This window comes from Pseudomonas sp. H3(2019) (assembly GCF_007713465.1).
In the GTDB taxonomy this organism is placed as follows: Bacteria; Pseudomonadota; Gammaproteobacteria; order Pseudomonadales; family Pseudomonadaceae; genus Aquipseudomonas.
The window spans coordinates 26349-51316 of sequence record NZ_VMSG01000025.1 but is presented as its reverse complement, the minus strand read 5'-3'; the positions used below and the strand labels follow the sequence as shown (position 1 = coordinate 51316).

At 60.0% G+C, this 24968-nt stretch carries 21 protein-coding genes; 20 read left to right on the top strand and 1 reads right to left on the bottom strand.

What is annotated here, in order from left to right:
- Positions 1–30 precede the first annotated feature (30 nt).
- From mnmA to nuoN, 20 genes are all read left to right on the top strand, one after another.
- Positions 31–1164: a tRNA 2-thiouridine(34) synthase MnmA gene (mnmA, locus tag FPT12_RS22155; protein WP_145020046.1), complete on the top strand. Its 1134-nt coding sequence runs from the start codon at positions 31–33 to the stop codon at positions 1162–1164.
- Entirely contained in the window at positions 1161–1784 is a 624-nt protein-coding gene (hflD, locus tag FPT12_RS22150) for a high frequency lysogenization protein HflD (RefSeq protein WP_145020043.1), read from the top strand. The genes mnmA and hflD overlap by 4 nt, the downstream gene beginning before the upstream one ends.
- A 128-nt stretch (positions 1785–1912) precedes the next feature.
- Complete coding sequence (gene purB, locus FPT12_RS22145) at positions 1913–3283, top strand: adenylosuccinate lyase (protein WP_145020040.1); 1371 nt, start codon at positions 1913–1915, stop codon at positions 3281–3283.
- 85 nt (positions 3284–3368) lie between these two features.
- Complete coding sequence (locus tag FPT12_RS22140) at positions 3369–4535, top strand: cupin domain-containing protein (protein ID WP_145020037.1); 1167 nt, start codon at positions 3369–3371, stop codon at positions 4533–4535.
- Complete coding sequence (locus tag FPT12_RS22135) at positions 4528–4953, top strand: GNAT family N-acetyltransferase (protein ID WP_145020034.1); 426 nt, start codon at positions 4528–4530, stop codon at positions 4951–4953. Before FPT12_RS22140 ends, FPT12_RS22135 begins: the two co-directional genes overlap by 8 nt.
- Before the next feature lie 153 nt (positions 4954–5106).
- The gene (locus FPT12_RS22130; RefSeq protein WP_145020031.1) at positions 5107–5904 is read left to right on the top strand and encodes a secretin N-terminal domain-containing protein; all 798 of its coding nucleotides are present in this window, start codon (positions 5107–5109) and stop codon (positions 5902–5904) included.
- A gap of 512 nt (positions 5905–6416) precedes the next feature.
- Positions 6417–7742 carry an isocitrate lyase gene (gene aceA / locus FPT12_RS22125; RefSeq protein ID WP_054597855.1) on the top strand — a complete coding sequence of 442 codons (1326 nt, stop codon included), beginning with the start codon at positions 6417–6419 and terminating at the stop codon, positions 7740–7742.
- A 585-nt stretch (positions 7743–8327) separates the two neighbouring features.
- A complete protein-coding gene (locus FPT12_RS22120; RefSeq protein ID WP_007905050.1) occupies positions 8328–8741 on the top strand; it encodes an NADH-quinone oxidoreductase subunit A in 414 nt (137 codons plus the stop codon).
- Between the two features lie 10 nt (positions 8742–8751).
- A complete protein-coding gene (locus FPT12_RS22115) occupies positions 8752–9426 on the top strand; it encodes an NADH-quinone oxidoreductase subunit B family protein (protein WP_019689823.1) in 675 nt (224 codons plus the stop codon).
- A gap of 73 nt (positions 9427–9499) precedes the next feature.
- A complete protein-coding gene (nuoC, locus tag FPT12_RS22110) occupies positions 9500–11284 on the top strand; it encodes an NADH-quinone oxidoreductase subunit C/D (RefSeq protein WP_145020028.1) in 1785 nt (594 codons plus the stop codon).
- Positions 11285–11286: 2 nt separating this feature from the next.
- Positions 11287–11784: an NADH-quinone oxidoreductase subunit NuoE gene (gene nuoE, locus FPT12_RS22105; protein ID WP_007970445.1), complete on the top strand. Its 498-nt coding sequence runs from the start codon at positions 11287–11289 to the stop codon at positions 11782–11784.
- On the top strand, positions 11781–13136 hold the full coding sequence (nuoF, locus tag FPT12_RS22100; protein WP_145020025.1) for an NADH-quinone oxidoreductase subunit NuoF: 1356 nt from the start codon (positions 11781–11783) through the stop codon (positions 13134–13136). Before nuoE ends, nuoF begins: the two co-directional genes overlap by 4 nt.
- A gap of 136 nt (positions 13137–13272) precedes the next feature.
- Entirely contained in the window at positions 13273–15987 is a 2715-nt protein-coding gene (gene nuoG, locus FPT12_RS22095) for an NADH-quinone oxidoreductase subunit NuoG (protein WP_145020022.1), read from the top strand.
- Entirely contained in the window at positions 15984–16991 is a 1008-nt protein-coding gene (nuoH, locus tag FPT12_RS22090) for an NADH-quinone oxidoreductase subunit NuoH (RefSeq protein WP_019689819.1), read from the top strand. The genes nuoG and nuoH overlap by 4 nt, the downstream gene beginning before the upstream one ends.
- Positions 16992–17003: 12 nt before the next feature.
- Complete coding sequence (gene nuoI / locus FPT12_RS22085; protein WP_218570730.1) at positions 17004–17549, top strand: NADH-quinone oxidoreductase subunit NuoI; 546 nt, start codon at positions 17004–17006, stop codon at positions 17547–17549.
- Between the two features lie 9 nt (positions 17550–17558).
- Positions 17559–18059: an NADH-quinone oxidoreductase subunit J gene (nuoJ, locus tag FPT12_RS22080; RefSeq protein WP_019689817.1), complete on the top strand. Its 501-nt coding sequence runs from the start codon at positions 17559–17561 to the stop codon at positions 18057–18059.
- 4 nt (positions 18060–18063) lie between these two features.
- Positions 18064–18372, top strand: coding sequence for an NADH-quinone oxidoreductase subunit NuoK (nuoK, locus tag FPT12_RS22075; RefSeq protein WP_054597859.1), 309 nt, complete (start codon positions 18064–18066; stop codon positions 18370–18372).
- Positions 18369–20222: an NADH-quinone oxidoreductase subunit L gene (nuoL, locus tag FPT12_RS22070; protein WP_145020019.1), complete on the top strand. Its 1854-nt coding sequence runs from the start codon at positions 18369–18371 to the stop codon at positions 20220–20222. Before nuoK ends, nuoL begins: the two co-directional genes overlap by 4 nt.
- Positions 20223–20261: 39 nt before the next feature.
- Complete coding sequence (gene nuoM / locus FPT12_RS22065) at positions 20262–21794, top strand: NADH-quinone oxidoreductase subunit M (RefSeq protein WP_123583622.1); 1533 nt, start codon at positions 20262–20264, stop codon at positions 21792–21794.
- A 7-nt stretch (positions 21795–21801) separates the two neighbouring features.
- Positions 21802–23265: an NADH-quinone oxidoreductase subunit NuoN gene (gene nuoN, locus FPT12_RS22060; RefSeq protein ID WP_145020016.1), complete on the top strand. Its 1464-nt coding sequence runs from the start codon at positions 21802–21804 to the stop codon at positions 23263–23265.
- A gap of 306 nt (positions 23266–23571) precedes the next feature.
- Here the strand turns inward: nuoN and cysS are convergent, their stop codons facing one another.
- A complete protein-coding gene (gene cysS, locus FPT12_RS22055; protein WP_145020013.1) occupies positions 23572–24954 on the bottom strand; it encodes a cysteine--tRNA ligase in 1383 nt (460 codons plus the stop codon).
- Positions 24955–24968: the final 14 nt, after the last annotated feature.

Here is a 24968-nt window from a genome sequence, read left to right as displayed (position 1 = left end):
GTCCTTTTTCAAGACACTCATTAAATCCCTATGCGTGATCCAGCCCCTTCTGACACACAAAAGAAGCGCGTCATTGTCGGCATGTCCGGCGGCGTGGACTCTTCCGTTTCCGCCCTACTGCTGATCGAGCAGGGTTATCAGGTGGAAGGCCTGTTCATGAAGAACTGGGAAGAGGACGACGGAACGGACTACTGCACCGCCATGGACGACCTGGCGGACGCCCAGGCCGTGTGCGACAAGATTGGCATCAAGCTGCACACCGCCAACTTCGCCGCCGAGTACTGGGACAACGTGTTCGAGCACTTCCTGGCCGAATACAAGGCCGGCCGCACGCCGAACCCGGACATCCTGTGCAACCGTGAAATCAAGTTCAAGGCGTTCCTCGACTACGCCATGATGCTCGGCGCCGATCTGATCGCCACCGGCCATTACGTGCGCCGCCGCGACATCGATGGCCGCACCGAATTGCTCAAAGGCCTGGACCCGAACAAGGACCAGAGCTACTTCCTGCACGCTGTGGGTGGCGAACAGATCGCCAAGACCCTGTTCCCGGTCGGCGAACTGGAAAAACCCGAAGTGCGCGCGATTGCCGAGAAACACGCCCTGGCCACCGCGAAGAAGAAAGACTCCACCGGTATCTGCTTTATCGGTGAACGACGCTTCAGCGACTTCCTCAAGCAATACCTTCCGGCACAGCCGGGCGAAATCAAGACCACCGAAGGTGAAGTGATCGGCCGCCACCATGGCCTGATGTACCACACCATCGGCCAGCGTCAGGGCCTGGGCATCGGCGGCTTGAAAGACGCCAGCGACGAGCCGTGGTACGTACTGATCAAGGACCTGGAACACAACGAGCTGATCGTTGGCCAGGGCAATGATCACCCTTGGCTGTTCTCCCGCGCCCTGCTTGCCTCGGACATCTACTGGGTCAACCCGGTCGATCTGAGCTCGCCACGCAAACTCACGGCGAAAGTCCGCTATCGCCAGAGCGACCAGCCCTGCACCCTGGAAAAAACCGCCAACGGCTACCGCGCCACCTTCGATGACCCGCAACGCGCGGTCACCCCAGGTCAATCGGTGGTGTTTTACGACGGCGAAATCTGCCTTGGTGGCGGCGTCATCGAAGTCGCCGAACCCTGGAGCAGCAAGGATTCGCGCGCATGAGCCCGACTCAGGAGCAACTGATAGCGCTCGGCGGCGTGTTTCTCGCCGCCGTTCTGGTCGACAAGATTGCCAAGACCGGGCAGGTCACTGAAGCCGGCCTGACCTGCATGCTTGGCAGCTTGTTGATCATCGACCCCAAGGACACGCTGGAGGTCTACGGCGGCGACGATATCAATCTGCGCGAAGGTTATCGCGCCTTGATCGGCGCCCTCGAACGCGACCCGAGCACCTTGCAGCGAGAACCTCTGCGCTATGCCCTGTCGATGCTCGGTCTTGAGCGGCAACTGGCCAAGCGCGGTGACATGCTTGAAGTGATCGGCAAGCGCCTGCCGCAGATTCAGTCCCAGGTCGAGCATTTCGGCCCGGCCCATGAAAACGTGATCGCCGCCTGTGGCGCGCTGTATCAGGACACCTTGAGCACTCTGCGCCAACGTATTCAGGTGCACGGCGACATGCGCAACCTGCAGCAGCCAAGCAATGCCTCGAAGATCCGCGCCCTGTTGCTGGCCGGTATTCGCTCGGCGCGCTTGTGGCGGCAGCTGGGCGGTCATCGCTGGCAGTTGGTGATCAGTCGCCGCAAACTGCTCAAAGAGCTTTATCCGCTGATGCGCAGCAGCTGAACTGCGCCTGCAATACTGATTTTTAGCCTGTAACGCGTAAGACGCTGGTCAGTTGGCAACGGACCAGCGGAACTTTTTCATGTATGATACGCGCCCCATTTCGTTGCCCGACTGTCCGAGAACACCCCATGCAGCTCTCTTCGCTCACTGCGGTTTCCCCTGTTGACGGCCGCTACGCCGGCAAAACCCAGGCCCTGCGCCCGATTTTCAGCGAATACGGTCTGATCCGTGCTCGCGTCCTGGTTGAAGTGCGCTGGCTCCAGCGCCTGGCCGCTCACCCTGCCATCAGCGAAGTACCGGCGTTCTCCGCCGAAGCTAACGCCGTGCTGAACACCCTGGCGGAAAACTTCTCTCTGGAACACGCCGAGCGCGTCAAAGAGATCGAGCGCACCACCAACCACGACGTTAAAGCCATTGAGTACCTGCTCAAGGAACAGGCGGCCAAGCTGCCTGAGCTGGCCAACGTTAGTGAATTCATCCACTTTGCCTGCACCAGCGAGGACATCAACAACCTGTCCCACGCCCTGATGCTGCGTGAAGGCCGTGATGACGTGATGCTGCCGCTGATGCGCCAAACCGCCGAAGCTATCCGCGAGCTGGCCATCCGCTTCGCCGACGTGCCAATGCTGTCGCGCACCCACGGCCAGCCGGCTTCGCCGACCACCCTGGGCAAAGAACTGGCGAACGTGGTTTACCGTCTGGAGCGCCAGATCGCTCAAGTCGCAGCCGTACCGCTGCTGGGCAAGATCAACGGCGCCGTCGGCAACTACAACGCTCACCTGTCGGCTTACCCTGAGATCGACTGGGAAGCCAACGCCCGCGCCTTCATCGAAGACGAGCTGGGCCTGGGCTTCAACCCGTACACCACGCAGATCGAACCGCACGACTACATCGCCGAGCTGTTCGATGCGATCGCGCGCTTCAACACCATCCTGATCGACTTCGATCGCGATATCTGGGGCTACGTCTCCCTGGGCTACTTCAAGCAGCGCACCATCGCTGGCGAAATCGGCTCTTCGACCATGCCGCACAAGGTCAACCCGATCGACTTCGAAAACTCCGAAGGTAACCTGGGTATCGCCAACGCCCTGTTCCAGCATCTGGCGAGCAAGCTGCCGATCTCCCGCTGGCAGCGCGACCTGACCGACTCCACCGTACTGCGCAACCTCGGTGTCGGCTTCGCCCACAGCGTGATCGCATACGAAGCAAGTCTCAAGGGAATCAGTAAGTTAGAGCTCAATGCTCAGAAGATTTCTGCAGACCTGGACGCGTGCTGGGAAGTTCTGGCCGAGCCAATCCAGACCGTGATGCGTCGCTACAACATTGAAAACCCGTACGAAAAGCTGAAAGAACTGACGCGCGGCAAGGGCATCAGCCCTGAAGCGTTGCAAACTTTCATCGATGCACTGGACATGCCTGCCGAAGCAAAGGCCGAGCTGAAAAAGCTCACCCCGGCCAACTACATCGGCAACGCCGTGGCACAAGCCAAACGCATCTGATCGACCGCTTGACCCTTTGAGACGCCCGGCAGCGCCGGGCGTTTTTATTCCCGTCAGAAAAGTACTTTTTTTCAATAGGTTACACATGAATCCTGATATTCCTCTTCAACTTCTGGGCGGCATCACGGCACGGGAATTCCTGCGCGACTACTGGCAGAAAAAACCGTTGCTGATCCGCCAGGCGATCCCTAACTTCGAAAGCCCGATCGACGCCGACGAACTGGCCGGCCTGGCGCTGGAAGAAGAAGTCGAATCGCGCCTGGTCATCGAGCACGGCGAGCGCCCTTGGGAACTGCGTCGCGGCCCGTTCGCCGAAGACGAATTCAGCAAGCTGCCAGAGCGCGAGTGGACCCTGCTGGTGCAGGCCGTCGATCAGTTCGTGCCGGAAGTCGCCGAACTGCTGGAAAACTTCCGCTTCCTGCCGAGCTGGCGCATCGACGACGTAATGATCAGCTTTGCCGCCCCAGGTGGCAGCGTCGGCCCGCACTTCGACAACTACGACGTGTTCCTGCTGCAAGGCCACGGCAAGCGCAACTGGAAAATCGGCCAGATGTGCGATTCCGACAGTCCGCTACTGCAACATGCCGACCTGCGCATCCTCGCCGACTTCGAAGCCACCGACGAGTGGACCCTGGAACCGGGCGACATGCTGTACCTGCCCCCGCGCCTGGCCCACTGCGGCGTGGCCGTCGATGACTGCATGACCTACTCGGTCGGCTTCCGCGCCCCAAGCGCCGCCGAAGTGCTGACCCACTTCACCGACTTCCTCAGCCAGTTCCTGCCTGACGAAGAACGTTACACCGATGCTGACGCACAACCAGCGATCGACCCGCACCAGATCCAGCATGATGCGCTCGACCGTTTGAAAAGCCTGCTGGCCGAGCACATGAGCGACGAGCGCCTGTTGCTGACCTGGTTCGGCCAGTTCATGACCGAGCCACGCTACCCGGAATTGGTGGTTGGCCCGGAACTGGAAGAAGACGACCTGCTGAGCAGCCTTGAACAAGGCGCCGTGCTGATTCGCAATCCAAGCGCGCGCCTGGCCTGGTCCGAAGTCGACGACGACCTGCTGCTGTTCGCCAGCGGCCAGAGCCGTTATCTGCCTGGCAAGCTGCGCGAACTGCTGAAAATGATTTGCGCCGCCGATGCGCTGCACATCGACAACCTTGGCCAATGGCTGAGCGATGAAGACGGCCGCAACCTGCTGTGCGAACTGGTCAAGCAAGGTAGCCTGGGATTTGCCGATGAATAAAATTCGCGTACGTGTCGCAGACTGGCAAAAGGATATCGCCGAGATCCGGCGCATTCGTGAAGCGGTGTTCATCGCCGAGCAATCCGTTCCACCTGAACTGGAATGGGATGCCGACGACGCGAGCGCCGTGCATTTCCTCGCCTTCGAAGGCGACTTTCCGATTGGCACCGCCCGCCTGCTGCCCGATGGTCATATCGGCCGGGTGTCGGTGCTCAAGGACTGGCGCGGCCTGAAGGTCGGCGACAATCTGATGCAAGCAGTGATCGGTGAAGCCGAGAAGCGCGGGCTCAAGCAGCAAATGCTCAGCGCGCAGGTTCAGGCCACGGCTTTCTACGAGCGCCTGGGCTTTACCGTGGTCAGTGAAGAGTTCCTGGAAGCAGGGATTCCGCACGTGGACATGGTGCGTCATTCGGCCTAAGACCGAGTTGCTCGCGAAGGCGGCCTGAAGAACACCACAAAAACGCCCCGCCATCCTCAGGTAGCGGGGCGTTTTGCTGTCTACGATTCAACTTGCCCCACCGCAGGCCGACAAACTGGCAAACTCAAGCCTTTGATCGCGGAGATAACGGACATGTCCCTACGCACCCTGCTCACCACGCTGCTACTGACCTGCAGTTTCTCGGTCGTCGCCGCTACCGAAGTGGTGCAGCTCAACAATCGCACCAGCGCCGACCTGCTGCCGGTAGCGCAGAATTTTATCGGCAGGGACGGCAAGGTCAGCGCCTACGGCAACCAGCTCATAGTCAACGCCGAACCCGACAAGATCGACGAGCTCAAAGCCCTGATCGCACAACTCGACACCGTACCCAAGCGCCTGCTGATCACGGTCGACACCAACGAAAACAACCAGCAAAACAACGCCGATCGGCAAACGCAGATCATCACCTACAGCACCGACAGCCGTGAAGGCGGGATCCAGCAGGTCCAGACCAGCGAAGGCACACCGGCGCTGATCCAGGTTGGCCAGAGCGTGCCGCTGACCACCACCCAGACCGATGCCTACGCCGCACCGCCAAACCAGACAAACACCTCCCGCCAGCCACAAAATCCGAATAACAACTACGCCCACCTGCAAAGCCAGACCCAATACCGCAACGTCACCCAAGGTTTTTATGTCACAGCCAGCGTTACCGGCGACATCGTTCACCTGGCAATCAGCACCAACCGCGACCGCACGAGCCAGGAACGTCCCGATGTAGTGAACGTGCAAAGTACCGACACAACCGTCAGCGGCCGCCTGGGCGAGTGGATCACTCTGGCTGGCGTCAACCGCCAGACGCAAGCCGACAAACGGGCTATGAGCCGCAGCTACTCTACTCAGGGACGGGATGACATGACGTTGCGAGTAAAAGTCGAGACCTTGGACTAGCACACCAAAAACTGACTGATTAGTCGTATTAGACTAAAGATGTAGTGCTTGAAAAATAGCACTACAAAACGTTTGACGAGCCAAAAAAGCGAAGGCATGATGGCCTCGCTCCCGCTAATCAGGGGCCCTGGCAAGGGCCTTCGGATCGCGCTCTAACCTTACCGACCTGAGCCGATTCGCGTCTGTACCGCCCACAAGGTGTGTTTGACGAGGTTGCGACTGGAACGAAGTTGTCCCGAGGGACGGAAGCGTAATAGGTAGCCCGGCAACACACTGATGATCGTATAAAGGCCCACGACGCCCGAATGCGCCCGCCAGTTCGCCCTTACCTGCTCAGCTTTCATCCTCGAGCCCATCGTTCATCCCGTCGCCTTCCCCGCCAGATCCGACTTGACCGCCTAAGCTTCTGGTCAGCGAGCAGCCATCTACGCCCCATTTGAATGTGCGTATTGGCAACTGGAATTTTCCACCAAGAACCACTTTCCACAAAAGACGCGACGAGGTTTATCTCCATGGCACTGACACGCGAACAGCAAATTGCAGCCCTTGAAAAAGACTGGGCTGAAAACCCGCGCTGGAAAGGCGTGACACGCACTTACTCCGCTGCTGACGTCGTCCGTCTGCGTGGCTCGGTTCAACCTGAGCACACCTTTGCAAAAATGGGCGCCGAGAAGCTCTGGAACCTGGTGACCCAGGGTGCCAAGCCAGCCTTCCGCCCCGAGAAAGATTTCGTCAACTGCATGGGTGCCCTGACCGGCGGCCAGGCGGTACAACAAGTTAAAGCCGGTATCCAGGCGATCTACCTGTCGGGCTGGCAGGTTGCTGCAGACAACAACTCTGCAGAATCGATGTACCCGGACCAGTCGCTGTACCCGGTCGACTCCGTACCGACCGTGGTCAAGCGCATCAACAACTCGTTCCGTCGCGCCGACCAGATCCAGTGGAAAGCCGGCAAGAACCCGGGCGACGAGGGTTACATCGACTACTTCGCACCGATCGTTGCCGACGCTGAAGCCGGTTTCGGTGGCGTTCTGAACGCCTATGAGCTGATGAAGAGCATGATCGAAGCAGGCGCTGCCGGCGTTCACTTCGAAGACCAACTGGCCTCAGTGAAAAAATGCGGCCACATGGGCGGCAAGGTACTGGTTCCAACTCAGGAAGCCATACAGAAGCTGATCGCGGCTCGTCTGGCGGCTGACGTTGCCGGTACTCCAACCATCATCCTGGCCCGTACCGATGCTAACGCTGCTGACCTGCTGACGTCCGACTGCGACCCGTACGACCAGCCGTTCGTGACTGGCGAACGCACCCAGGAAGGCTTCTACAAAGTACGCGCCGGCCTCGACCAGGCAATCGCTCGCGGCCTGGCCTACGCGCCGTACGCCGACCTGATCTGGTGCGAAACCGCCAAGCCGGACCTGGACGAAGCCCGTCGCTTCGCTGAAGCGATCAAAAAGGAATACCCGGACCAACTGCTGTCGTACAACTGCTCGCCTTCCTTCAACTGGAAGAAAAACCTGGACGACGCGACCATCGCCAAGTTCCAGCGCGAACTGTCCGCCATGGGCTACAAGCACCAGTTCATCACCCTGGCCGGCATTCACAACATGTGGCACAGCATGTTCAACCTGGCGCACGACTACGCCCGCAACGACATGACTGCCTACGTGAAGCTGCAAGAGCAGGAGTTCGCTGACGCTGCCAAGGGTTACACCTTCGTGGCGCACCAGCAGGAAGTGGGCACCGGCTACTTCGACGACATGACCACCGTGATTCAGGGCGGCTCCTCTTCGGTGACCGCGCTGACCGGCTCCACCGAAGAAGAACAGTTCCACTAATCCGGTTCACCTGAGCAAACGGCCCATCCGGACCAGGTAAAAAACTAACCGGAATGCCAAACATCTGACGCCCCGACTGGTTCGGGGCGTTTTTTTGCCCGGGATTTCACAGACATCAAATCTCCCGTAGCAGCTGCCGAAGGCTGCTACAGGAGTCACGTGCGTACCCGGAGCCGCGAGCAAAAACATTGATCCAGAGCGGTATTTCGATCGACAAAACAGAGTAAAACGACCCCGCGCGCTACTTGCAGTAACCGGTATGTAAGCGCAACTTTCCAGCCACCACCCCGAATAACAGTTCAAAAACCGCCGCAAACAATATTGATTATCATTTGGCACCATTCATGTTCGTTACAACTCGCACAAAACATTATTGACAAAACCCCGGCTAATGCCCGTAACGCACGGGCTGCAGGCCGTTTGAGGTGCGCTATGTCCTTATTCTTATAAATAATTTCGCTACAGGAATTTTACTTGCTCGGTGTTTAGCCATAAAATCACCGCGATTGATTGCTGCGACATATCGTCACTGCTTTATTTCTTTTCAAGCTCAGAGACCTTTGCTCTCTGTTAAGGATTACCAGCATGCCCGAAGCGACAGGACTCATGGCCCACAACTGGGGCTTTGCCATTTTCCTTCTGGGTGTCGGCGGCCTATGCGCCTTCATGCTCGGCGTCTCCAGCCTCCTCGGGTCAAAAGCCTGGGGCCGCAGCAAAAACGAACCGTTCGAGTCCGGCATGCTACCTACCGGTGGCGCCCGCTTGCGGCTCTCAGCCAAATTCTATCTGGTCGCGATGCTGTTCGTGATCTTCGATATCGAAGCCCTATTTCTCTTTGCCTGGTCTGTGTCCGTCCGCGAAAGCGGCTGGACCGGATTCGTCGAAGCTCTCGTTTTCATAGCAATTCTGTTGGCAGGTCTTGTCTACCTATTTCGAGTGGGCGCCCTTGATTGGGCTCCGGAAGCTCGTCGTAAGCGGCAGGCGAAGCTGAAACAATGAGGCTTTGGCGATGCAATACAATCTCACCAGGATCGACCCCGATGCTCCTAACGAGCAGTACCCGATTGGCGCACGGGAAACCGTCTCCGATCCGTTAGAAGATCAAGTCCACAAAAACATTTTCATGGGCAAGCTCGAAGACGTGCTTAACGGCACGATCAACTGGGGGCGTAAGAACTCCCTGTGGCCGTATAACTTCGGTCTTTCGTGCTGCTACGTGGAAATGACCACCGCCTTCACGGCGCCCCACGACATCGCGCGCTTTGGCGCCGAGGTTATCCGGGCATCGCCGCGTCAAGCGGATTTCATGGTTATTGCCGGAACCTGCTTCATCAAGATGGCGCCGATCATTCAGCGTCTCTACGAGCAGATGCTCGAGCCGAAGTGGGTTATCTCCATGGGTTCGTGCGCCAACTCCGGTGGCATGTACGACATCTACTCCGTCGTTCAAGGGGTGGACAAGTTCCTGCCCGTGGACGTCTACGTGCCTGGCTGCCCGCCCCGCCCTGAAGCTTTTCTGCAAGGCTTGATGCTGTTGCAGGAGTCGATTGGCCAGGAGCGTCGCCCACTTTCCTGGGTCGTTGGCGATCAAGGCGTTTACCGCGCCGAGATGCCTTCGCAAAAGGAACAGCGCCGCGAACAGCGTATTCAGGTAACCAACCTGCGCAGCCCCGACGAAGTCTGATCCAGATCTGTTCTTACAAAGAAACGAGAAACTGGCTTCATTCTTTACGTTGACCGAAAGCGATAAAAAAACCATGACTACAGGCAGTGCTCTGTACATCCCGCCTTACAAGGCAGACGACCAGGATGTGGTCGTCGAATTGAACAACCGTTTTGGCCCTGAGGCGTTCAGCGCCCAGGCCACCCGCACCGGCATGCCGGTGCTTTGGGTTGCCCGTGCCAAACTCGTCGAAGTCCTGACCTTCCTGCGCAACCTGCCCAAGCCGTACGTCATGCTCTATGACCTGCACGGCGTGGACGAGCGTCTGCGCACCAAGCGCCAGGGCTTGCCGAGCGGTGCCGACTTCACTGTGTTCTATCACTTGATGTCGATCGAACGTAATAGTGACGTAATGATCAAGGTCGCCTTGTCCGAGAGCGACCTCAGCGTGCCGACCGTGACCGGTATCTGGCCGAACGCCAGCTGGTATGAGCGCGAAGTGTGGGACATGTACGGCATCAACTTTGCCGGCCACCCGCACCTGACCCGCATCATGATGCCGCCGACCTGGGAAGGTCACCCGCTGCGCAAGGACTACCCGGCCCGTGCCACAGAGTTCGATCCGTTCAGCCTGACACTGGCCAAGCATCAGCTTGAAGAAGAAGCTGCGCGCTTCAAGCCCGAAGACTGGGGCATGAAACGTTCCGGCGCCAATGAGGACTACATGTTCCTCAACCTGGGCCCGAACCACCCTTCGGCTCACGGCGCATTCCGCATCATCCTGCAACTGGACGGCGAAGAGATCGTCGACTGCGTGCCGGACGTCGGCTACCACCACCGTGGTGCCGAGAAGATGGCCGAGCGCCAGTCCTGGCACAGCTTCATCCCGTACACCGACCGTATCGACTACCTCGGCGGCGTGATGAACAACCTGCCGTACGTGCTCTCGGTCGAGAAGCTGGCCGGCATCAAAGTGCCCGAGAAGGTCGACGTCATCCGCATCATGATGGCCGAGTTCTTCCGGATCACCAGCCACCTGCTGTTCCTGGGTACGTACATCCAGGACGTCGGCGCCATGACCCCGGTGTTCTTCACCTTCACCGACCGCCAGAAGGCGTACACGGTGATCGAAGCCATCACCGGTTTCCGTCTGCACCCGGCCTGGTACCGCATCGGTGGCGTCGCCCACGACCTGCCGCGCGGCTGGCAAAAACTGGTCAAAGACTTCGTCGAGTGGATGCCAAAGCGTCTGGACGAATACCAGAAAGCCGCACTGGACAACAGCATCCTGCGTGGCCGGACCATCGGCGTCGCTGCCTACAACACCAAAGAAGCCCTGGAATGGGGCGTCACCGGTGCAGGCTTGCGTTCGACCGGTTGCGATTTCGACCTGCGTAAAGCCCGTCCGTACTCCGGCTACGAGAACTTCGAATTCGAAGTACCGCTGGCGGCCAATGGCGATGCCTATGATCGTTGCATCGTGCGCGTCGAAGAAATGCGCCAGAGCATCAAGATCATCGACCAGTGCCTGCGCAACATGCCGGAAGGCCCGTACAAGGCGGATCACCCGCTGACCACGCCGCCGCCGAAAGAGCGCACGCTGCAGCACATCGAGACCCTGATCACGCACTTCCTGCAAGTTTCGTGGGGCCCGGTCATGCCGGCCAACGAATCCTTCCAGATGATCGAAGCGACCAAGGGCATCAACAGTTATTACCTGACGAGCGATGGCGGCACCATGAGCTACCGCACCCGGATTCGCACCCCAAGCTTCCCGCATCTGCAGCAGATCCCTTCGGTGATCAAAGGCAGCATGGTCGCGGACTTGATCGCGTACCTGGGTAGTATCGACTTCGTTATGGCCGACGTGGACCGCTAAGCATGAACAGCACGCTTATCCAGACAGACCGTTTCGCCCTGAGCGAAACCGAGCGCTCGGCCATCGAGCACGAGCTGCATCACTACGAAGACCCGCGCGCGGCGTCGATCGAAGCCCTGAAGATCGTCCAGAAGGAACGTGGCTGGGTGCCTGACGGCGCGCTCTACGCCATCGGCGAAATCCTCGGTATCCCGGCCAGCGACGTTGAAGGCGTGGCGACGTTCTATAGCCAGATCTTCCGTCAGCCAGTCGGTCGTCACATCATTCGCGTCTGCGACAGCATGGTCTGCTACATCGGTGGCCACGAGTCGGTGGTCAGCGAAATCCAGAGCAAGCTGGGCATCGGCCTGGGTCAAACCACCGCCGACGGTCGTTTCACCCTGCTGCCGGTCTGCTGCCTCGGCAACTGCGACAAGGCGCCGGCGTTGATGATCGACGACGACACATTCGGTGATGTGCAGCCTGCTGGCGTTGCCAAATTGCTCGAGGGCTACGTATGACCCTGACTTCCTTCGGCCCTGCCAATCGCATCAAGCGCAGCGCAGAGACCCACCCGCTGACCTGGCGCCTGCGTGACGACGGCGAGGCTGTCTGGCTCGACGAGTACCAGGCCAAGAACGGTTACGCGGCAGCGCGTAAAGCCTTCGCCGAGATGTCCCAGGACGATATCGTCCAGACCGTAAAGGACTCCGGACTCAAGGGTCGCGGCGGCGCGGGCTTCCCCACTGGCGTGAAGTGGGGCCTGATGCCCAAAGACGAATCCATCAACATCCGCTACCTGCTGTGCAACGCGGACGAAATGGAACCCAACACCTGGAAAGACCGCATGCTGATGGAGCAACTGCCCCATCTGCTGATCGAAGGCATGCTGATCAGTGCTCGCGCGCTGAAAACCTACCGCGGCTACATCTTCCTGCGTGGCGAATACACCACCGCCGCCAAGCACCTGAACCGTGCCGTGGAAGAAGCCAAGGCGGCAGGCCTGCTGGGCAAGAACATCCTGGGCAGCGGCTTCGATTTCGAACTGTTCGTCCACACCGGCGCCGGGCGTTACATCTGCGGTGAAGAAACCGCACTGATCAACTCCCTCGAAGGCCGCCGCGCCAACCCGCGCTCCAAGCCGCCCTTCCCTGCCGCCGTTGGCGTGTGGGGCAAGCCGACCTGCGTAAACAACGTTGAAACCCTGTGCAACGTGCCGGCGATCATTGCCGACGGCGTGGACTGGTACAAATCGTTGGCGCGTGAAGGCAGCGAAGACATGGGCACCAAGCTCATGGGCTTCTCCGGCAAGGTCAAGAACCCGGGCCTGTGGGAATTGCCGTTCGGCGTCACCGGTCGTGAACTGTTCGAAGACTACGCCGGCGGCATGCGCGACGGTTACACGCTCAAGTGCTGGCAGCCAGGCGGCGCCGGTACCGGCTTCCTGTTGCCGGAACACCTGGACGCACAAATGTACGCCGGCGGCATCGCCAAAGTGGGCACCCGTATGGGTACCGGCCTGGCAATGGCGGTGGACGACAGCGTCAACATGGTGTCCCTGCTGCGCAACATGGAAGAGTTCTTCGCCCGTGAGTCGTGCGGTTTCTGCACCCCGTGCCGTGACGGTTTGCCGTGGAGCGTCAAGCTCCTGCGCGCCATCGAGAACGGTGAAGGGCAAGCCGGGGACATCGAGACCCTGCTGGGTCTGGTCGGCTTCCTCGGCCCAGGCAAGACCTTCTGTGCTCACGCACCGGGTGCCGTGGAGCCATTGGGCAGTGCCATCAAGTATTTCCGTCCAGAGTTCGAAGCCGGCATCGCGCCCACCCGCGCCGCCGTCCCGCCTCTGGCAAGGCCGATCGTAGTCGGCGCTTAACGCTTTAAAAAGGCGAACGGTCCGTGCCGTTCGCCTTTCGTCCGATGACGCCTTTCAAGGCTGTTTGGATTTGGACGGATAACAAGATTCCATTAGCCACGCCCGCTGACACCGGGCCAACGAAGAACTTTGAACCATGGCCACTATCCACGTAGACGGCAAAGAGCTCGAAGTCGATGGGGCAGACAACCTGTTACAGGCATGTCTGTCGCTAGGCCTCGATATCCCTTATTTCTGCTGGCACCCCGCCCTCGGCAGCGTTGGCGCTTGCCGCCAGTGCGCCGTCAAGCAGTACACCGACGAGAACGACAAGCGTGGTCGTATCGTCATGTCCTGCATGACCCCTGCGACCGACGGCAGCTGGATTTCCATCGATGACGAAGAAGCCAAAGTGTTTCGCGCCAGCGTCGTCGAATGGCTGATGACCAACCACCCGCACGACTGCCCCGTGTGCGAGGAAGGCGGTCACTGCCACCTGCAAGACATGACGGTAATGACCGGCCACAACGAGCGCCGTTACCGCTTCACCAAGCGTACCCACCAGAACCAGCAACTGGGCCCGTTCATTTCCCACGAAATGAACCGCTGCATCGCCTGCTATCGCTGCGTACGCTTCTATAAAGACTACGCCGGCGGTACCGACCTCGGTGTATTCGGCGCCCACGACAACGTGTACTTCGGTCGCGTTGAAGACGGCACCCTCGAAAGCGAGTTCTCTGGCAACCTCACCGAGGTCTGCCCGACCGGTGTGTTCACCGACAAGACTCACTCCGAGCGCTACAACCGTAAATGGGACATGCAGTTCTCGCCGAGCATCTGCCATGGCTGCTCCAGCGGTTGCAACATCAGCCCGGGTGAGCGTTACGGCGAACTGCGTCGCATCGAAAACCGTTTCAACGGTTCGGTGAACCAGTATTTCCTGTGCGACCGTGGCCGTTTCGGCTATGGCTACGTCAACCGCGAAGATCGCCCTCGTCAGCCACTGCTGGCCAACGGCGCGAAGCTGAGCCTCGACGAAGCGCTGGATAAAGCCGCTGACCTGCTGCGCGGTCGCAACATCGTCGGTATCGGTTCGCCGCGTGCCAGCCTTGAAAGCAACTACGCCCTGCGCGAACTGGTCGGTGTCGAGCACTTCTACTCGGGTATCGAAGCGTCCGAGCTTGAGCGTATTCGCCTGGTCATGCAGGTGTTGAAAGACAGCCCGCTGCCGATCCCGAACATGCGCGACGTCGAAGACCACGACGCGATTTTCGTCCTCGGTGAAGACCTGACCCAGACCGCTGCGCGCATGGCCCTGGCCCTGCGTCAATCGGTCAAAGGCAAAGCCGAAGACATGGCCGACGCGATGCGCGTTCAGCCTTGGCTCGACGCTGCAGTGAAAAACATCGGTCAGCACGCGCTGAACCCGCTGTTTATCGCCAGCCTGGCCGAAACCAAGCTCGACGACGTGGCTGAAGAATGCGTTCACGCCGCTCCAGACGACCTGGCACGTATCGGTTTCGCCGTGGCTCACGCCCTCGACGCCAGCGCCCCAGCCGTCGAAGGCCTGGACAGCGAAGCCCTCGAACTGGCTCAACGCATTGCCAATGCCCTGCTCGCGGCCAAGCGTCCGCTGATCATCGCCGGTACTTCGCTGGGCTCCAAAGCGCTGATCGAAGCAGCGGCGAACATCGCCAAAGCCCTGAAGCTGCGCGAGAAGAACGGTTCCATCAGCCTGATCGTGCCAGAGGCCAACAGCCTCGGCCTGGCCATGCTCGGCGGCGAATCGGTCGATGCAGCCCTGCAAGCGGTGATCGAGGGTAAAGCCGACGCCATCGTGGTGCTGGAAAACGATCTGTACACCCGTACCGACAAAGCCAAGGTCGATGCAGCCCTGACCGCCGCTAAAGTGGTGATCGTTGCTGACCATCAGAAGACCGCTACCAGCGATCGCGCGCACCTGGTTCTGCCAGCCGCCAGCTTCGCTGAAGGCGACGGTACGCTGGTCAGCCAGGAAGGCCGCGCCCAGCGCTTCTTCCAGGTCTTCGACCCGACTTACCTCGATGCAAGCATCCTGGTTCACGAAGGCTGGCGCTGGCTGCATGCCCTGCGCGCGACCCTGCTGAACCAGCCGATCGACTGGACCCAACTGGACCACGTCACCGCTGCCTGCGCTTCGAGCAACTCGCAACTGGCCGGTATCGTCAGCGCCGCGCCGTCCGCTTCGTTCCGGATCAAAGGCCTGAAACTGGCTCGCGAACCGCTGCGTTACAGCGGCCGGACTGCCATGCGTGCCGACATCAGCGTGCACGAGCCGCGTACTTCCCAGGACAACGACACCGCGTTCTCGTTCTCCATGGAAGGTTACTCGGGCTCCGTCGAGCCGCGTCAGCAAGTGCCATTCGCCTGGTCGCCGGGCTGGAACTCGCCGCAAGCCTGGAACAAGTTCCAGGACGAAGTCGGCGGTCACCTGCGTGCCGGTGATCCGGGTGCTCGCCTGATCGAAAGCCAGGGTGATTCGCTGAACTGGTTCGCCAGTGTTCCGCGTGCATTCAACCCGGCCCAAGGCACCTGGCAGGTTGTGCCGTTCTATCACCTGTTCGGCAGCGACGAGAACTCGTCGAAAGCCGCTCCGGTCCAGGAACGCATTCCAGCCGCCTACGTGTCGCTGGCCAAGTCCGAAGCCGATCGTCTGGGCGTCAATGACGGTGCCATGCTGAGCTTGAACGTTGCCGGCCAGACCCTGCGTCTGCCGCTGCGCATCAACGAAGAGCTGGGCGCCGGCCTGGTGGCGCTGCCTGCGGGTATCGCCGGCATTCCACCGGCAATCTTTGGCAAATCCGTTGACGGTCTGCAGGAGGCAGCGCAATGACCTTGTTCACTCCTGAAGTGATCGACATCATCATCGCGGTGCTCAAGGCCATCGTGATTCTGCTCGCCGTAGTGGTCTGCGGCGCGCTGTTGAGCTGGGTCGAGCGTCGTTTGCTCGCCCTCTGGCAGGACCGTTACGGTCCGAACCGCGTCGGCCCGTTCGGCGCGTTCCAGATCGCCGCCGACATGATCAAGATGTTCTTCAAGGAAGACTGGACGCCGCCGTTCGCCGACAAGGTGATTTTCACCCTGGCGCCGGTCGTGGCCATGAGCGCCTTGCTGATTGCCTTCGCGATCATCCCGATCACCCCGACCTGGGGTGTCGCGGACCTGAACATCGGCATCCTGTTCTTCTTCGCCATGGCCGGTCTGTCGGTCTACGCGGTGTTGTTCGCCGGCTGGTCGAGTAACAACAAGTTCGCCCTGCTGGGCAGCTTGCGGGCCTCGGCACAAACCGTGTCGTACGAAGTGTTCATGGGCCTGTCGCTGATGGGCATCGTGATCCAGGTCGGCTCGTTCAACATGCGCGACATCGTTGATTACCAGGCCCAGCACCTGTGGTTCGTCATTCCGCAGATCTTCGGTTTCCTGACCTTCTTCATTGCCGGCGTCGCCGTGACTCACCGTCACCCGTTCGACCAGCCGGAAGCGGAGCAGGAACTGGCCGACGGTTACCACATTGAATATGCCGGCATGAAATGGGGCATGTTCTTCGTCGGCGAGTACATCGGCATCGTGTTGATTTCGGCGCTGCTGGTGACCTTGTTCTTCGGTGGCTGGCACGGTCCGTTCGGCATTCTGCCGCAGATCCCGTTCATCTGGTTCGCACTGAAAACCGCGTTCTTCATCATGTTCTTCATCCTGCTGCGCGCCTCGATTCCGCGCCCACGGTATGACCAAGTGATGGACTTCAGCTGGAAGTTCTGCCTGCCGCTGACCCTCGTCAACATGCTGGTGACCGCTGCGATCGTGTTGCTCAACACGCCCGCCATCGCGGCTCAGTGAGGATAGAGAATCATGAAGTATATTTTTGACATCGTGCATGGCTTCTTCACCCAGCTTCGCAGCCTGGTGATGATCTTCGGCCACGCCTTCCGCAAGCGTGACACGCTGCAGTATCCGGAAGAGGCGGTGTACCTGCCGCCGCGCTTTCGTGGGCGTATCGTCCTGACCCGCGACCCTGATGGTGAAGAGCGTTGCGTTGCCTGCAACCTGTGCGCCGTGGCGTGCCCGGTCGGCTGCATCTCGTTGCAGAAAGCCGAAACCGAAGACGGTCGCTGGTACCCGGAGTTTTTCCGTATCAACTTCTCGCGCTGCATTTTCTGTGGCCTCTGCGAGGAAGCCTGCCCGACCACCGCGATCCAGCTGACACCGGATTTCGAAATGGCCGAGTTCAAGCGTCAGGACCTGGTTTACGAGAAAGAAGATCTACTGATCTCCGGCCCCGGCAAAAACCCTGACTACAACTTCTATCGTGTTGCAGGTATGGCCATTGCCGGCAAGCCGAAAGGCTCCGCGCAGAATGAAGCCGAACCGATCAACGTGAAGAGCTTGCTGCCTTAAGGAAGAAAGATGGAATTCGCTTTCTATTTCGCGTCCGGAGTTGCCGTTGTGTCCACGCTTCGCGTGATCACCAACACCAATCCTGTGCACGCCCTGCTCTACCTGATTATTTCTCTGCTCGCCGTGGCGATGACCTTTTTCAGCCTCGGTGCTCCATTTGCCGGTGTACTGGAAGTGATCGCCTACGCTGGCGCCATCATGGTGCTGTTCGTGTTCGTGGTGATGATGCTGAACCTCGGCCCCGCCTCGGTTCAGCAAGAACGCGTCTGGCTCAAGCCCGGTATCTGGGCGGGTCCGGTGGTACTGGCTGCGCTGCTGCTGGCTGAGCTGCTGTATGTGCTATTCAGCCATTCCAGCGGCACCGGCGTCGGCCACACCACCGTAGACGCCAAGGCCGTGGGCATCAGCCTGTTCGGTCCTTATCTGCTGGTGGTCGAACTCGCCTCGATGCTGCTGCTCGCTGCAGCCGTCACGGCGTTCCACTTGGGCCGCAACGAGGCGAAGGAGTAACTTTATGCCTGCTATCCCTCTCGAGCATGGTCTGGCGGTTGCCGGCATCCTGTTCTGCCTCGGTCTGGTTGGCCTGATGGTCCGCCGCAACATTCTCTTCGTGCTGATGAGCCTGGAGGTCATGATGAATGCCTCCGCACTGGCCTTCATCGTTGCCGGTAGCCGTTGGGGCCAGCCGGATGGACAGATCATGTTCATCCTGGTGATCAGCCTGGCAGCCGCCGAGGCCAGTATTGGCCTGGCGATTCTGTTGCAGCTGCATCGCCGCTTCCACACTCTCGATATCGACGCTGCCAGCGAGATGCGCGGATGAACCTTCTCTATCTGACTTTCGTATTCCCCCTGATCGGTTTCCTGCTGCTGTCGTTCTCACGCGGCCGCTTCTCGGAAAACCTCTCGGCGCTGATCGGCGTCGGCTCCGTCGGCCTCTCGGCGATCGTTGCTGCCTATGTGATCTGGCAGTTCAACGTCGCGCCGCCTGAAGGCGGTCACGTCACCCAGGTGTTGTGGCAGTGGATGTCGGTAGGCGACTTCAAGCCGAACTTCGCCCTGTACCTGGATGGCCTGTCCGTGACCATGCTTGGTGTGGTCGTCGGCGTAGGCTTCCTGATCCACCTGTTCGCGTCCTGGTACATGCGCGGTGAAGACGGTTACTCGCGCTTCTTCGCGTACACCAACCTGTTTATCGCCAGCATGCTGTTCCTGGTACTGGGCGATAACCTGTTGTTCCTGTACTTCGGTTGGGAAGGCGTGGGCCTGTGCAGCTACCTGTTGATCGGTTTCTACTACAGCAACCGCAACAACGGTAACGCCGCACTCAAAGCCTTTATCGTCACCCGTATCGGCGACGTATTCATGGCCATCGGCCTGTTCATCCTGTTCCAGCAGTTGGGCACGCTGAACATTCAAGAGCTGCTGGTCAAAGCGCCTGAGCACTTCAAGACCGGTGACTTCTGGATCGTCATGGCGACCCTGATGCTGCTGGGCGGCGCTGTCGGTAAATCCGCGCAACTGCCGCTGCAAACCTGGCTGGCGGATGCGATGGCCGGCCCTACCCCGGTTTCGGCACTGATCCACGCCGCGACCATGGTGACCGCCGGTGTCTACCTGATCGCCCGTACACACGGTCTGTTCGCCCTGGCACCGGATATCCTGCATCTAGTGGGAATCGTCGGCGGTGTGACCCTCGTGCTCGCCGGTTTCGCAGCCCTGGTCCAGACCGACATCAAGCGTATCCTCGCCTACTCGACCATGAGCCAGATCGGCTACATGTTCCTGGCGCTGGGCGTGGGTGCCTGGGAAGGCGCGATCTTCCACCTGATGACCCACGCGTTCTTCAAGGCCCTGCTGTTCCTTGCTTCCGGTTCGGTGATCGTTGCCTGCCACCACGAGCAGAACATCTTCAAGATGGGCGGTCTGTGGAAGAAACTGCCACTGGCCTACGCCAGCTTCATCGTCGGCGGCGCGGCCCTTGCGGCCCTGCCACTGGTGACCGCAGGTTTCTACTCGAAAGACGAAATCCTCTGGGAAGCCTTTGCCAGCGGCAACCACGGTCTGCTCTATGCAGGTCTGGTGGGTGCTTTCATGACGTCGCTGTACACCTTCCGCCTGATCTTCATCGCGTTCCATGGTGAAGTGAAGACCGAAGCCCACGCCGGCCACGGCATTGCCCACTGGCTGCCACTGTCGGTGCTGATCGTACTGTCGACCGCCATTGGCGCGATGATCGTTCCGCCACTGCACGGCGTACTGCCAGAAAGCGTTGGCCATGCCGGCGGCGAAGCCAAGCACAGCCTGGAACTGGTCTCGGGTGCTATCGCCCTGTCCGGCATCCTGCTGGCCGCGCTGCTGTTCCTCGGCAAGCGTCGCTTCGTCACCGCCATCGCCAACAGCGGCATCGGCCGTCTACTCTCGGCCTGGTGGTTCGCGGCCTGGGGCTTCGACTGGATCTACGACAAACTGTTCGTCAAGCCGTACCTTGCGATCAGCCACATGCTGCGCAAAGACCCGTTCGACCAAACCATCGGTTTGATCCCGCGGATGGCCAAAGGGGGTCACAACTCCCTGAGCCGTACCGAAACGGGTCAACTGCGTTGGTACGCCGCCTCGATGGCTGCTGGTGCCGTGCTGGTTATCGGCGCTGTCGTGCTGGTAGCGGTCTGATATGAACCTTGCGAACTTGCGAAAGGAAACGAGCCCGTCATGATTCTGCCTTGGCTAATCCTGATCCCCTTCATCGGCGGCCTGCTGTGCTGGATGGGTGAGCGCTTCGGCGCTACCCTCCCCCGCTGGATTGCGCTGTTGACCATGACCCTGGAACTCGCTCTCGGCCTCTGGCTGTGGGCCCACGGTAACTATTCATTTGCTCCGGCGCCTGGCGCCGATCCGACCTGGGCGCTTGAGTTCAAGCATGTCTGGATCGAGCGCTTCGGCATCAACGTGCACCTGGCCCTCGACGGCCTGTCGCTGTTGATGATCATGCTGACCGGTCTGCTGGGTGTCCTCTCGGTACTCTGCTCGTGGAAAGAGATCCAGCGTCACGTTGGCTTCTTCCACCTGAACCTGATGTGGATCCTGGGCGGTGTCGTTGGCGTGTTTCTGGCCCTCGACCTGTTCATGTTCTTCTTCTTCTGGGAAATGATGCTGGTGCCGATGTACTTCCTCATCGCGCTCTGGGGTCACAGTTCTTCGGACGGCAAGAAAACCCGGATCTACGCGGCGACCAAGTTCTTCATCTTCACCCAGGCCAGCGGCCTGATCATGTTGGTGGCGATCCTGGGTCTGGTACTGGTCAACTTCAACAGCACGGGCGTGATTACGTTCAACTACGCCGACCTGTTGAAAACCAAGATGTCGCTGACCACCGAGTACGTTCTGATGCTCGGCTTCTTCATCGCCTTCGCGGTGAAGCTGCCAGTAGTGCCGTTCCACTCCTGGCTGCCGGATGCTCACGCACAGGCACCGACTGCGGGCTCCGTTGACCTGGCCGGTATTCTGCTGAAGACCGCTGCGTACGGTCTGCTGCGTTTCGCCCTGCCGTTGTTCCCGAATGCGTCGGCCGAGTTCGCGCCGTTCGCCATGGCCCTGGGCCTGGTCGGGATCTTCTACGGTGCGTTCCTGGCGTTCGCCCAGACCGACATCAAGCGTCTGGTTGCGTACTCCAGCGTTTCGCACATGGGCTTCGTACTGATCGGCATCTACTCCGGCAGCCAACTGGCCCTGCAAGGCGCAGTGATCCAGATGCTCGCGCACGGCCTGTCGGCAGCGGCGCTCTTTATCCTCTGCGGCCAGCTCTACGAGCGCACCCACACTCGCGACATGCGTGAAATGGGTGGCCTGTGGTCGAAGATCGCCTACCTGCCCGCCATCAGCCTGTTCTTCGCTGCAGCTTCGCTGGGCCTGCCGGTGACCGGTAACTTCGTCGGTGAGTTCCTGATCCTGATCGGCACCTTCGCCAGCGCGCCATGGGTTACCGTGATCGCGACCGCAGGCCTGGTGTTCGGTTCGGTCTACTCGCTGATCATGATTCACCGTGCCTACTTCGGTCCGTCCAAATCGGACGCCGTGCTGCATGGCATGGATACTCGCGAAATGATCATGGTGGTTGGACTGGCGGCATTGCTGATTTACATCGGCGTCTACCCGCAACCGTTCCTCGATACCTCTGCCGCGACGATGCATGGCGTGCAGCAATGGTTCGGTACCGCCTTCACTCAACTCGCTTCGGCCCGGTAAGAGCGCTATGGACTTTACGATTCAACACTTTATCGCGCTTGCGCCATTGTTGATCACCAGCGCCACGATCATCGTGGTGATGCTGGCGATCGCCTGGCGTCGCAACCACTCGCAGACCTTCCTGCTGTCGGTCGCGGGTCTGAACCTGGCCTTGCTGTCGATCCTGCCAGCCCTGAAAGTCGCGCCTCTGGCCGTGACGCCCTTGCTGCAGATCGACAGCTTTGCCTGCCTGTACATGGCGCTGATCCTGGTCGCCACCCTCGCTTGCGTCACTCTCGCCCATGCCTACCTCGGCGAAGGCGGTACGGGTTACCCGGGCAACCGTGAAGAACTGTACCTGCTGATCCTGATGGCCGCCGCCGGTGGCCTGGTTCTGGTCAGCGCGCAGCACCTGGCCGGGTTGTTCGTCGGTCTGGAACTGCTCTCGGTACCGGTCTACGGTCTGGTGGCCTATGCCTTCTTCAACAAGCGCTCACTGGAAGCCGGCATCAAGTACATGGTGCTGTCGGCAGCCGGTTCGGCGTTCCTGTTGTTCGGTATGGCCCTGCTCTACGCCGAAGCCGGCACCCTGAGCTTCAGTGGCATCGGCCACGCCCTTGCGGCCACCGGCCTGCCAAGCCCGCTGGCGCAGATGGGCCTGGGCATGATGTTGATCGGCCTGGCATTCAAGCTGTCGCTGGTACCGTTCCACCTCTGGACGCCGGACGTCTACGAAGGTGCCCCGGCACCGGTTGCAGCGTTCCTGGCCACTGCCTCGAAAGTTGCCGTGTTCGCGGTCATGGTGCGTCTGTTCCAGATATCGCCAGTGGCCAGCAGCGGTGTGTTGAGCACCGTGCTGACCGTGATCGCGATCGCCTCGATCCTGTTCGGTAACCTGTTGGCACTGACCCAGAGCAACCTCAAGCGTCTGCTGGGTTACTCGTCCATCGCCCACTTCGGTTACCTGCTGATCGCCCTGGTGGCGAGCAAGGGTCTGGCGATGGAAGCCATCGGCGTGTACCTGGTCACCTACGTGATTACCAGCCTCGGCGCTTTCGGTGTGATCACCCTGATGTCCTCGCCGTACAAAGGTCGTGACGCTGATGCGCTGTACGAGTACCGCGGCCTGTTCTGGCGTCGTCCGTACCTGACCGCCGTTCTGACCGTAATGATGTTGTCGCTGGCCGGTATCCCGCTGACCGCAGGCTTCATCGGCAAGTTCTACATCATCGCCACCGGTGTCGAATCTCACCAATGGTGGCTGGTCGGCTCCCTGGTACTGGGCAGCGCCATCGGCGTTTTCTACTACCTGCGCGTCATGGTCACCCTGTACCTGATCGAGCCAAACCTGCGTCGCGTCGACGCCCAGCTGCACTGGGAACAAAAGGCCGGCGGCGTGATGCTGCTGGCCATCGCAGTGCTGGCGTTCTTCCTCGGCCTGTATCCACAGCCGTTGCTGACACTGGTTCAGCAGACTGGCTTGGCGGGTTGATCGCTTAAGCGACACTCAGCAGAAAACAGAAACGGCACCTTCGGGTGCCGTTTTTGCGTTTGGGGGAAATGCTCTCCCCTTTCTCGGAATATGCCTGCAAAGAGACCGGTGGCAGCTGATGTGATCGTTCCCTCGCTCCGCGTGGTAATGCAGCCCGTGACGCTCCGCGTCACATGCCAAAGCGGACGCAGAGCGTCCATTGAGGCATTCCCACGCAGAGCGTGGGAACGATCCATCTCAACAAAGATTACTTCCAACAAACAAAAACCCGCACAAGGCGGGTTTTGTTTTTAGCTCAAGCAGGCTTTAGTCAGCCAGGCGCCAGGTCGTGCCGCCCTTGCCGTCTTCCAGCACCACACCCATGGCGGTGAGCTGGTCGCGGATGCGGTCCGACTCGGCCCAGTCCTTGTTGGCACGGGCAGTCAGGCGCGCCTGAATCAGCGCCTCGACTTCTGCTGCATCAACCCGGCCTTCAGCACCGGCTTGCAGGAAGTCATCGGCTTCAAGCTGCAACACGCCAAGCACACTGGCCAGTTCTTTCAAGCGCGCCGCCAGACCTGCCGCCGCGTTCAGGTCGCTCTCACGCAGACGGTTGATCTCGCGCACCATCTCGAACAGCACCGCGCAGGCTTCCGGCGTGCCGAAGTCGTCGTTCATCACCTGGGTGAAACGTTCGACAAAGGCTTCGCCACCGGCGGCCGGAACCTTCGGCAGGCCTTTCAACGCGTGGTAGAAACGCTCCAGAGCGCCTTTGGCGTCCTTGAGGTTGTCTTCCGAGTAGTTGATCGCGCTGCGGTAGTGACTCGATACCAGCAGGTAACGCACGACTTCCGGGTGGTACTTGTCGAGCACGTCGCGAATGGTGAAGAAGTTGTTCAAGGACTTGGACATCTTCTCGCCATTGATGCGAATCATCCCGCAATGCATCCACGCGTTGGCGTAGGTCTTGCCGGTGGCCGCTTCGCTCTGGGCGATTTCGTTCTCGTGGTGCGGGAACTCAAGGTCGCTGCCGCCGCCATGAATATCGAAGGTCTCACCGAGGCAGCAGGTCGACATCACCGAGCACTCGATGTGCCAGCCCGGACGCCCGGCGCCCCATGGCGATTCCCAACTCGGCTCACCCGGCTTGGTGGCTTTCCACAGTACGAAGTCCAGCGGGTCCTGTTTCGACTCGTCGACTTCGATGCGGGCGCCGATGCGCAGGTCTTCGATCTTCTTGCGCGACAGCTTGCCGTAGCCCATGAACTTCGCGACGCGGTAGTACACGTCGCCGTTACCCGGTGCGTAGGCGTAGCCCTTGTCGATCAGGGTCTGGATCATGGTCAGCATGCCTGGGATGTGATCCGTGGCACGCGGCTCCATGTCCGGTTTGAGGATGTTGAGGCGCGCCTCGTCCTCGTGCATCGCGGTGATCATGCGCTCGGTCAGCGCGTCGTACGGCTCGCCGTTCTCGCGAGCGCGATTGATGATCTTGTCTTCGATGTCGGTAATGTTGCGCACATAAGTCAGGTCATAACCGCTAAACCGCAACCAGCGGGTCACCAGGTCGAACGCGACCATGCTGCGGCCATGGCCAATGTGGCAGTAGTCGTACACGGTCATCCCGCAGACGTACATGCGCACCTTGTTGCCATCCAGCGGTTTGAAGACTTCTTTGCTCTTGGTGAGCGTGTTGTAGATCGTAAGCACGACGGTTCCTTCTC

What these genes read in the sequence shown, in the direction of transcription:
- mnmA (WP_145020046.1), top strand. Translation starts at nt 31, where the DNA reads ATGCGTGATCCAGCCCCTTCTGACACACAAAAGAAGCGCGTCATTGTC.
- hflD (WP_145020043.1), top strand. Translation starts at nt 1,161, where the DNA reads ATGAGCCCGACTCAGGAGCAACTGATAGCGCTCGGCGGCGTGTTTCTC.
- purB (WP_145020040.1), top strand. Translation starts at nt 1,913, where the DNA reads ATGCAGCTCTCTTCGCTCACTGCGGTTTCCCCTGTTGACGGCCGCTAC.
- FPT12_RS22140 (WP_145020037.1), top strand. Translation starts at nt 3,369, where the DNA reads ATGAATCCTGATATTCCTCTTCAACTTCTGGGCGGCATCACGGCACGG.
- FPT12_RS22135 (WP_145020034.1), top strand. Translation starts at nt 4,528, where the DNA reads ATGAATAAAATTCGCGTACGTGTCGCAGACTGGCAAAAGGATATCGCC.
- FPT12_RS22130 (WP_145020031.1), top strand. Translation starts at nt 5,107, where the DNA reads ATGTCCCTACGCACCCTGCTCACCACGCTGCTACTGACCTGCAGTTTC.
- aceA (WP_054597855.1), top strand. Translation starts at nt 6,417, where the DNA reads ATGGCACTGACACGCGAACAGCAAATTGCAGCCCTTGAAAAAGACTGG.
- FPT12_RS22120 (WP_007905050.1), top strand. Translation starts at nt 8,328, where the DNA reads ATGCCCGAAGCGACAGGACTCATGGCCCACAACTGGGGCTTTGCCATT.
- FPT12_RS22115 (WP_019689823.1), top strand. Translation starts at nt 8,752, where the DNA reads ATGCAATACAATCTCACCAGGATCGACCCCGATGCTCCTAACGAGCAG.
- nuoC (WP_145020028.1), top strand. Translation starts at nt 9,500, where the DNA reads ATGACTACAGGCAGTGCTCTGTACATCCCGCCTTACAAGGCAGACGAC.
- nuoE (WP_007970445.1), top strand. Translation starts at nt 11,287, where the DNA reads ATGAACAGCACGCTTATCCAGACAGACCGTTTCGCCCTGAGCGAAACC.
- nuoF (WP_145020025.1), top strand. Translation starts at nt 11,781, where the DNA reads ATGACCCTGACTTCCTTCGGCCCTGCCAATCGCATCAAGCGCAGCGCA.
- nuoG (WP_145020022.1), top strand. Translation starts at nt 13,273, where the DNA reads ATGGCCACTATCCACGTAGACGGCAAAGAGCTCGAAGTCGATGGGGCA.
- nuoH (WP_019689819.1), top strand. Translation starts at nt 15,984, where the DNA reads ATGACCTTGTTCACTCCTGAAGTGATCGACATCATCATCGCGGTGCTC.
- nuoI (WP_218570730.1), top strand. Translation starts at nt 17,004, where the DNA reads ATGAAGTATATTTTTGACATCGTGCATGGCTTCTTCACCCAGCTTCGC.
- nuoJ (WP_019689817.1), top strand. Translation starts at nt 17,559, where the DNA reads ATGGAATTCGCTTTCTATTTCGCGTCCGGAGTTGCCGTTGTGTCCACG.
- nuoK (WP_054597859.1), top strand. Translation starts at nt 18,064, where the DNA reads ATGCCTGCTATCCCTCTCGAGCATGGTCTGGCGGTTGCCGGCATCCTG.
- nuoL (WP_145020019.1), top strand. Translation starts at nt 18,369, where the DNA reads ATGAACCTTCTCTATCTGACTTTCGTATTCCCCCTGATCGGTTTCCTG.
- nuoM (WP_123583622.1), top strand. Translation starts at nt 20,262, where the DNA reads ATGATTCTGCCTTGGCTAATCCTGATCCCCTTCATCGGCGGCCTGCTG.
- nuoN (WP_145020016.1), top strand. Translation starts at nt 21,802, where the DNA reads ATGGACTTTACGATTCAACACTTTATCGCGCTTGCGCCATTGTTGATC.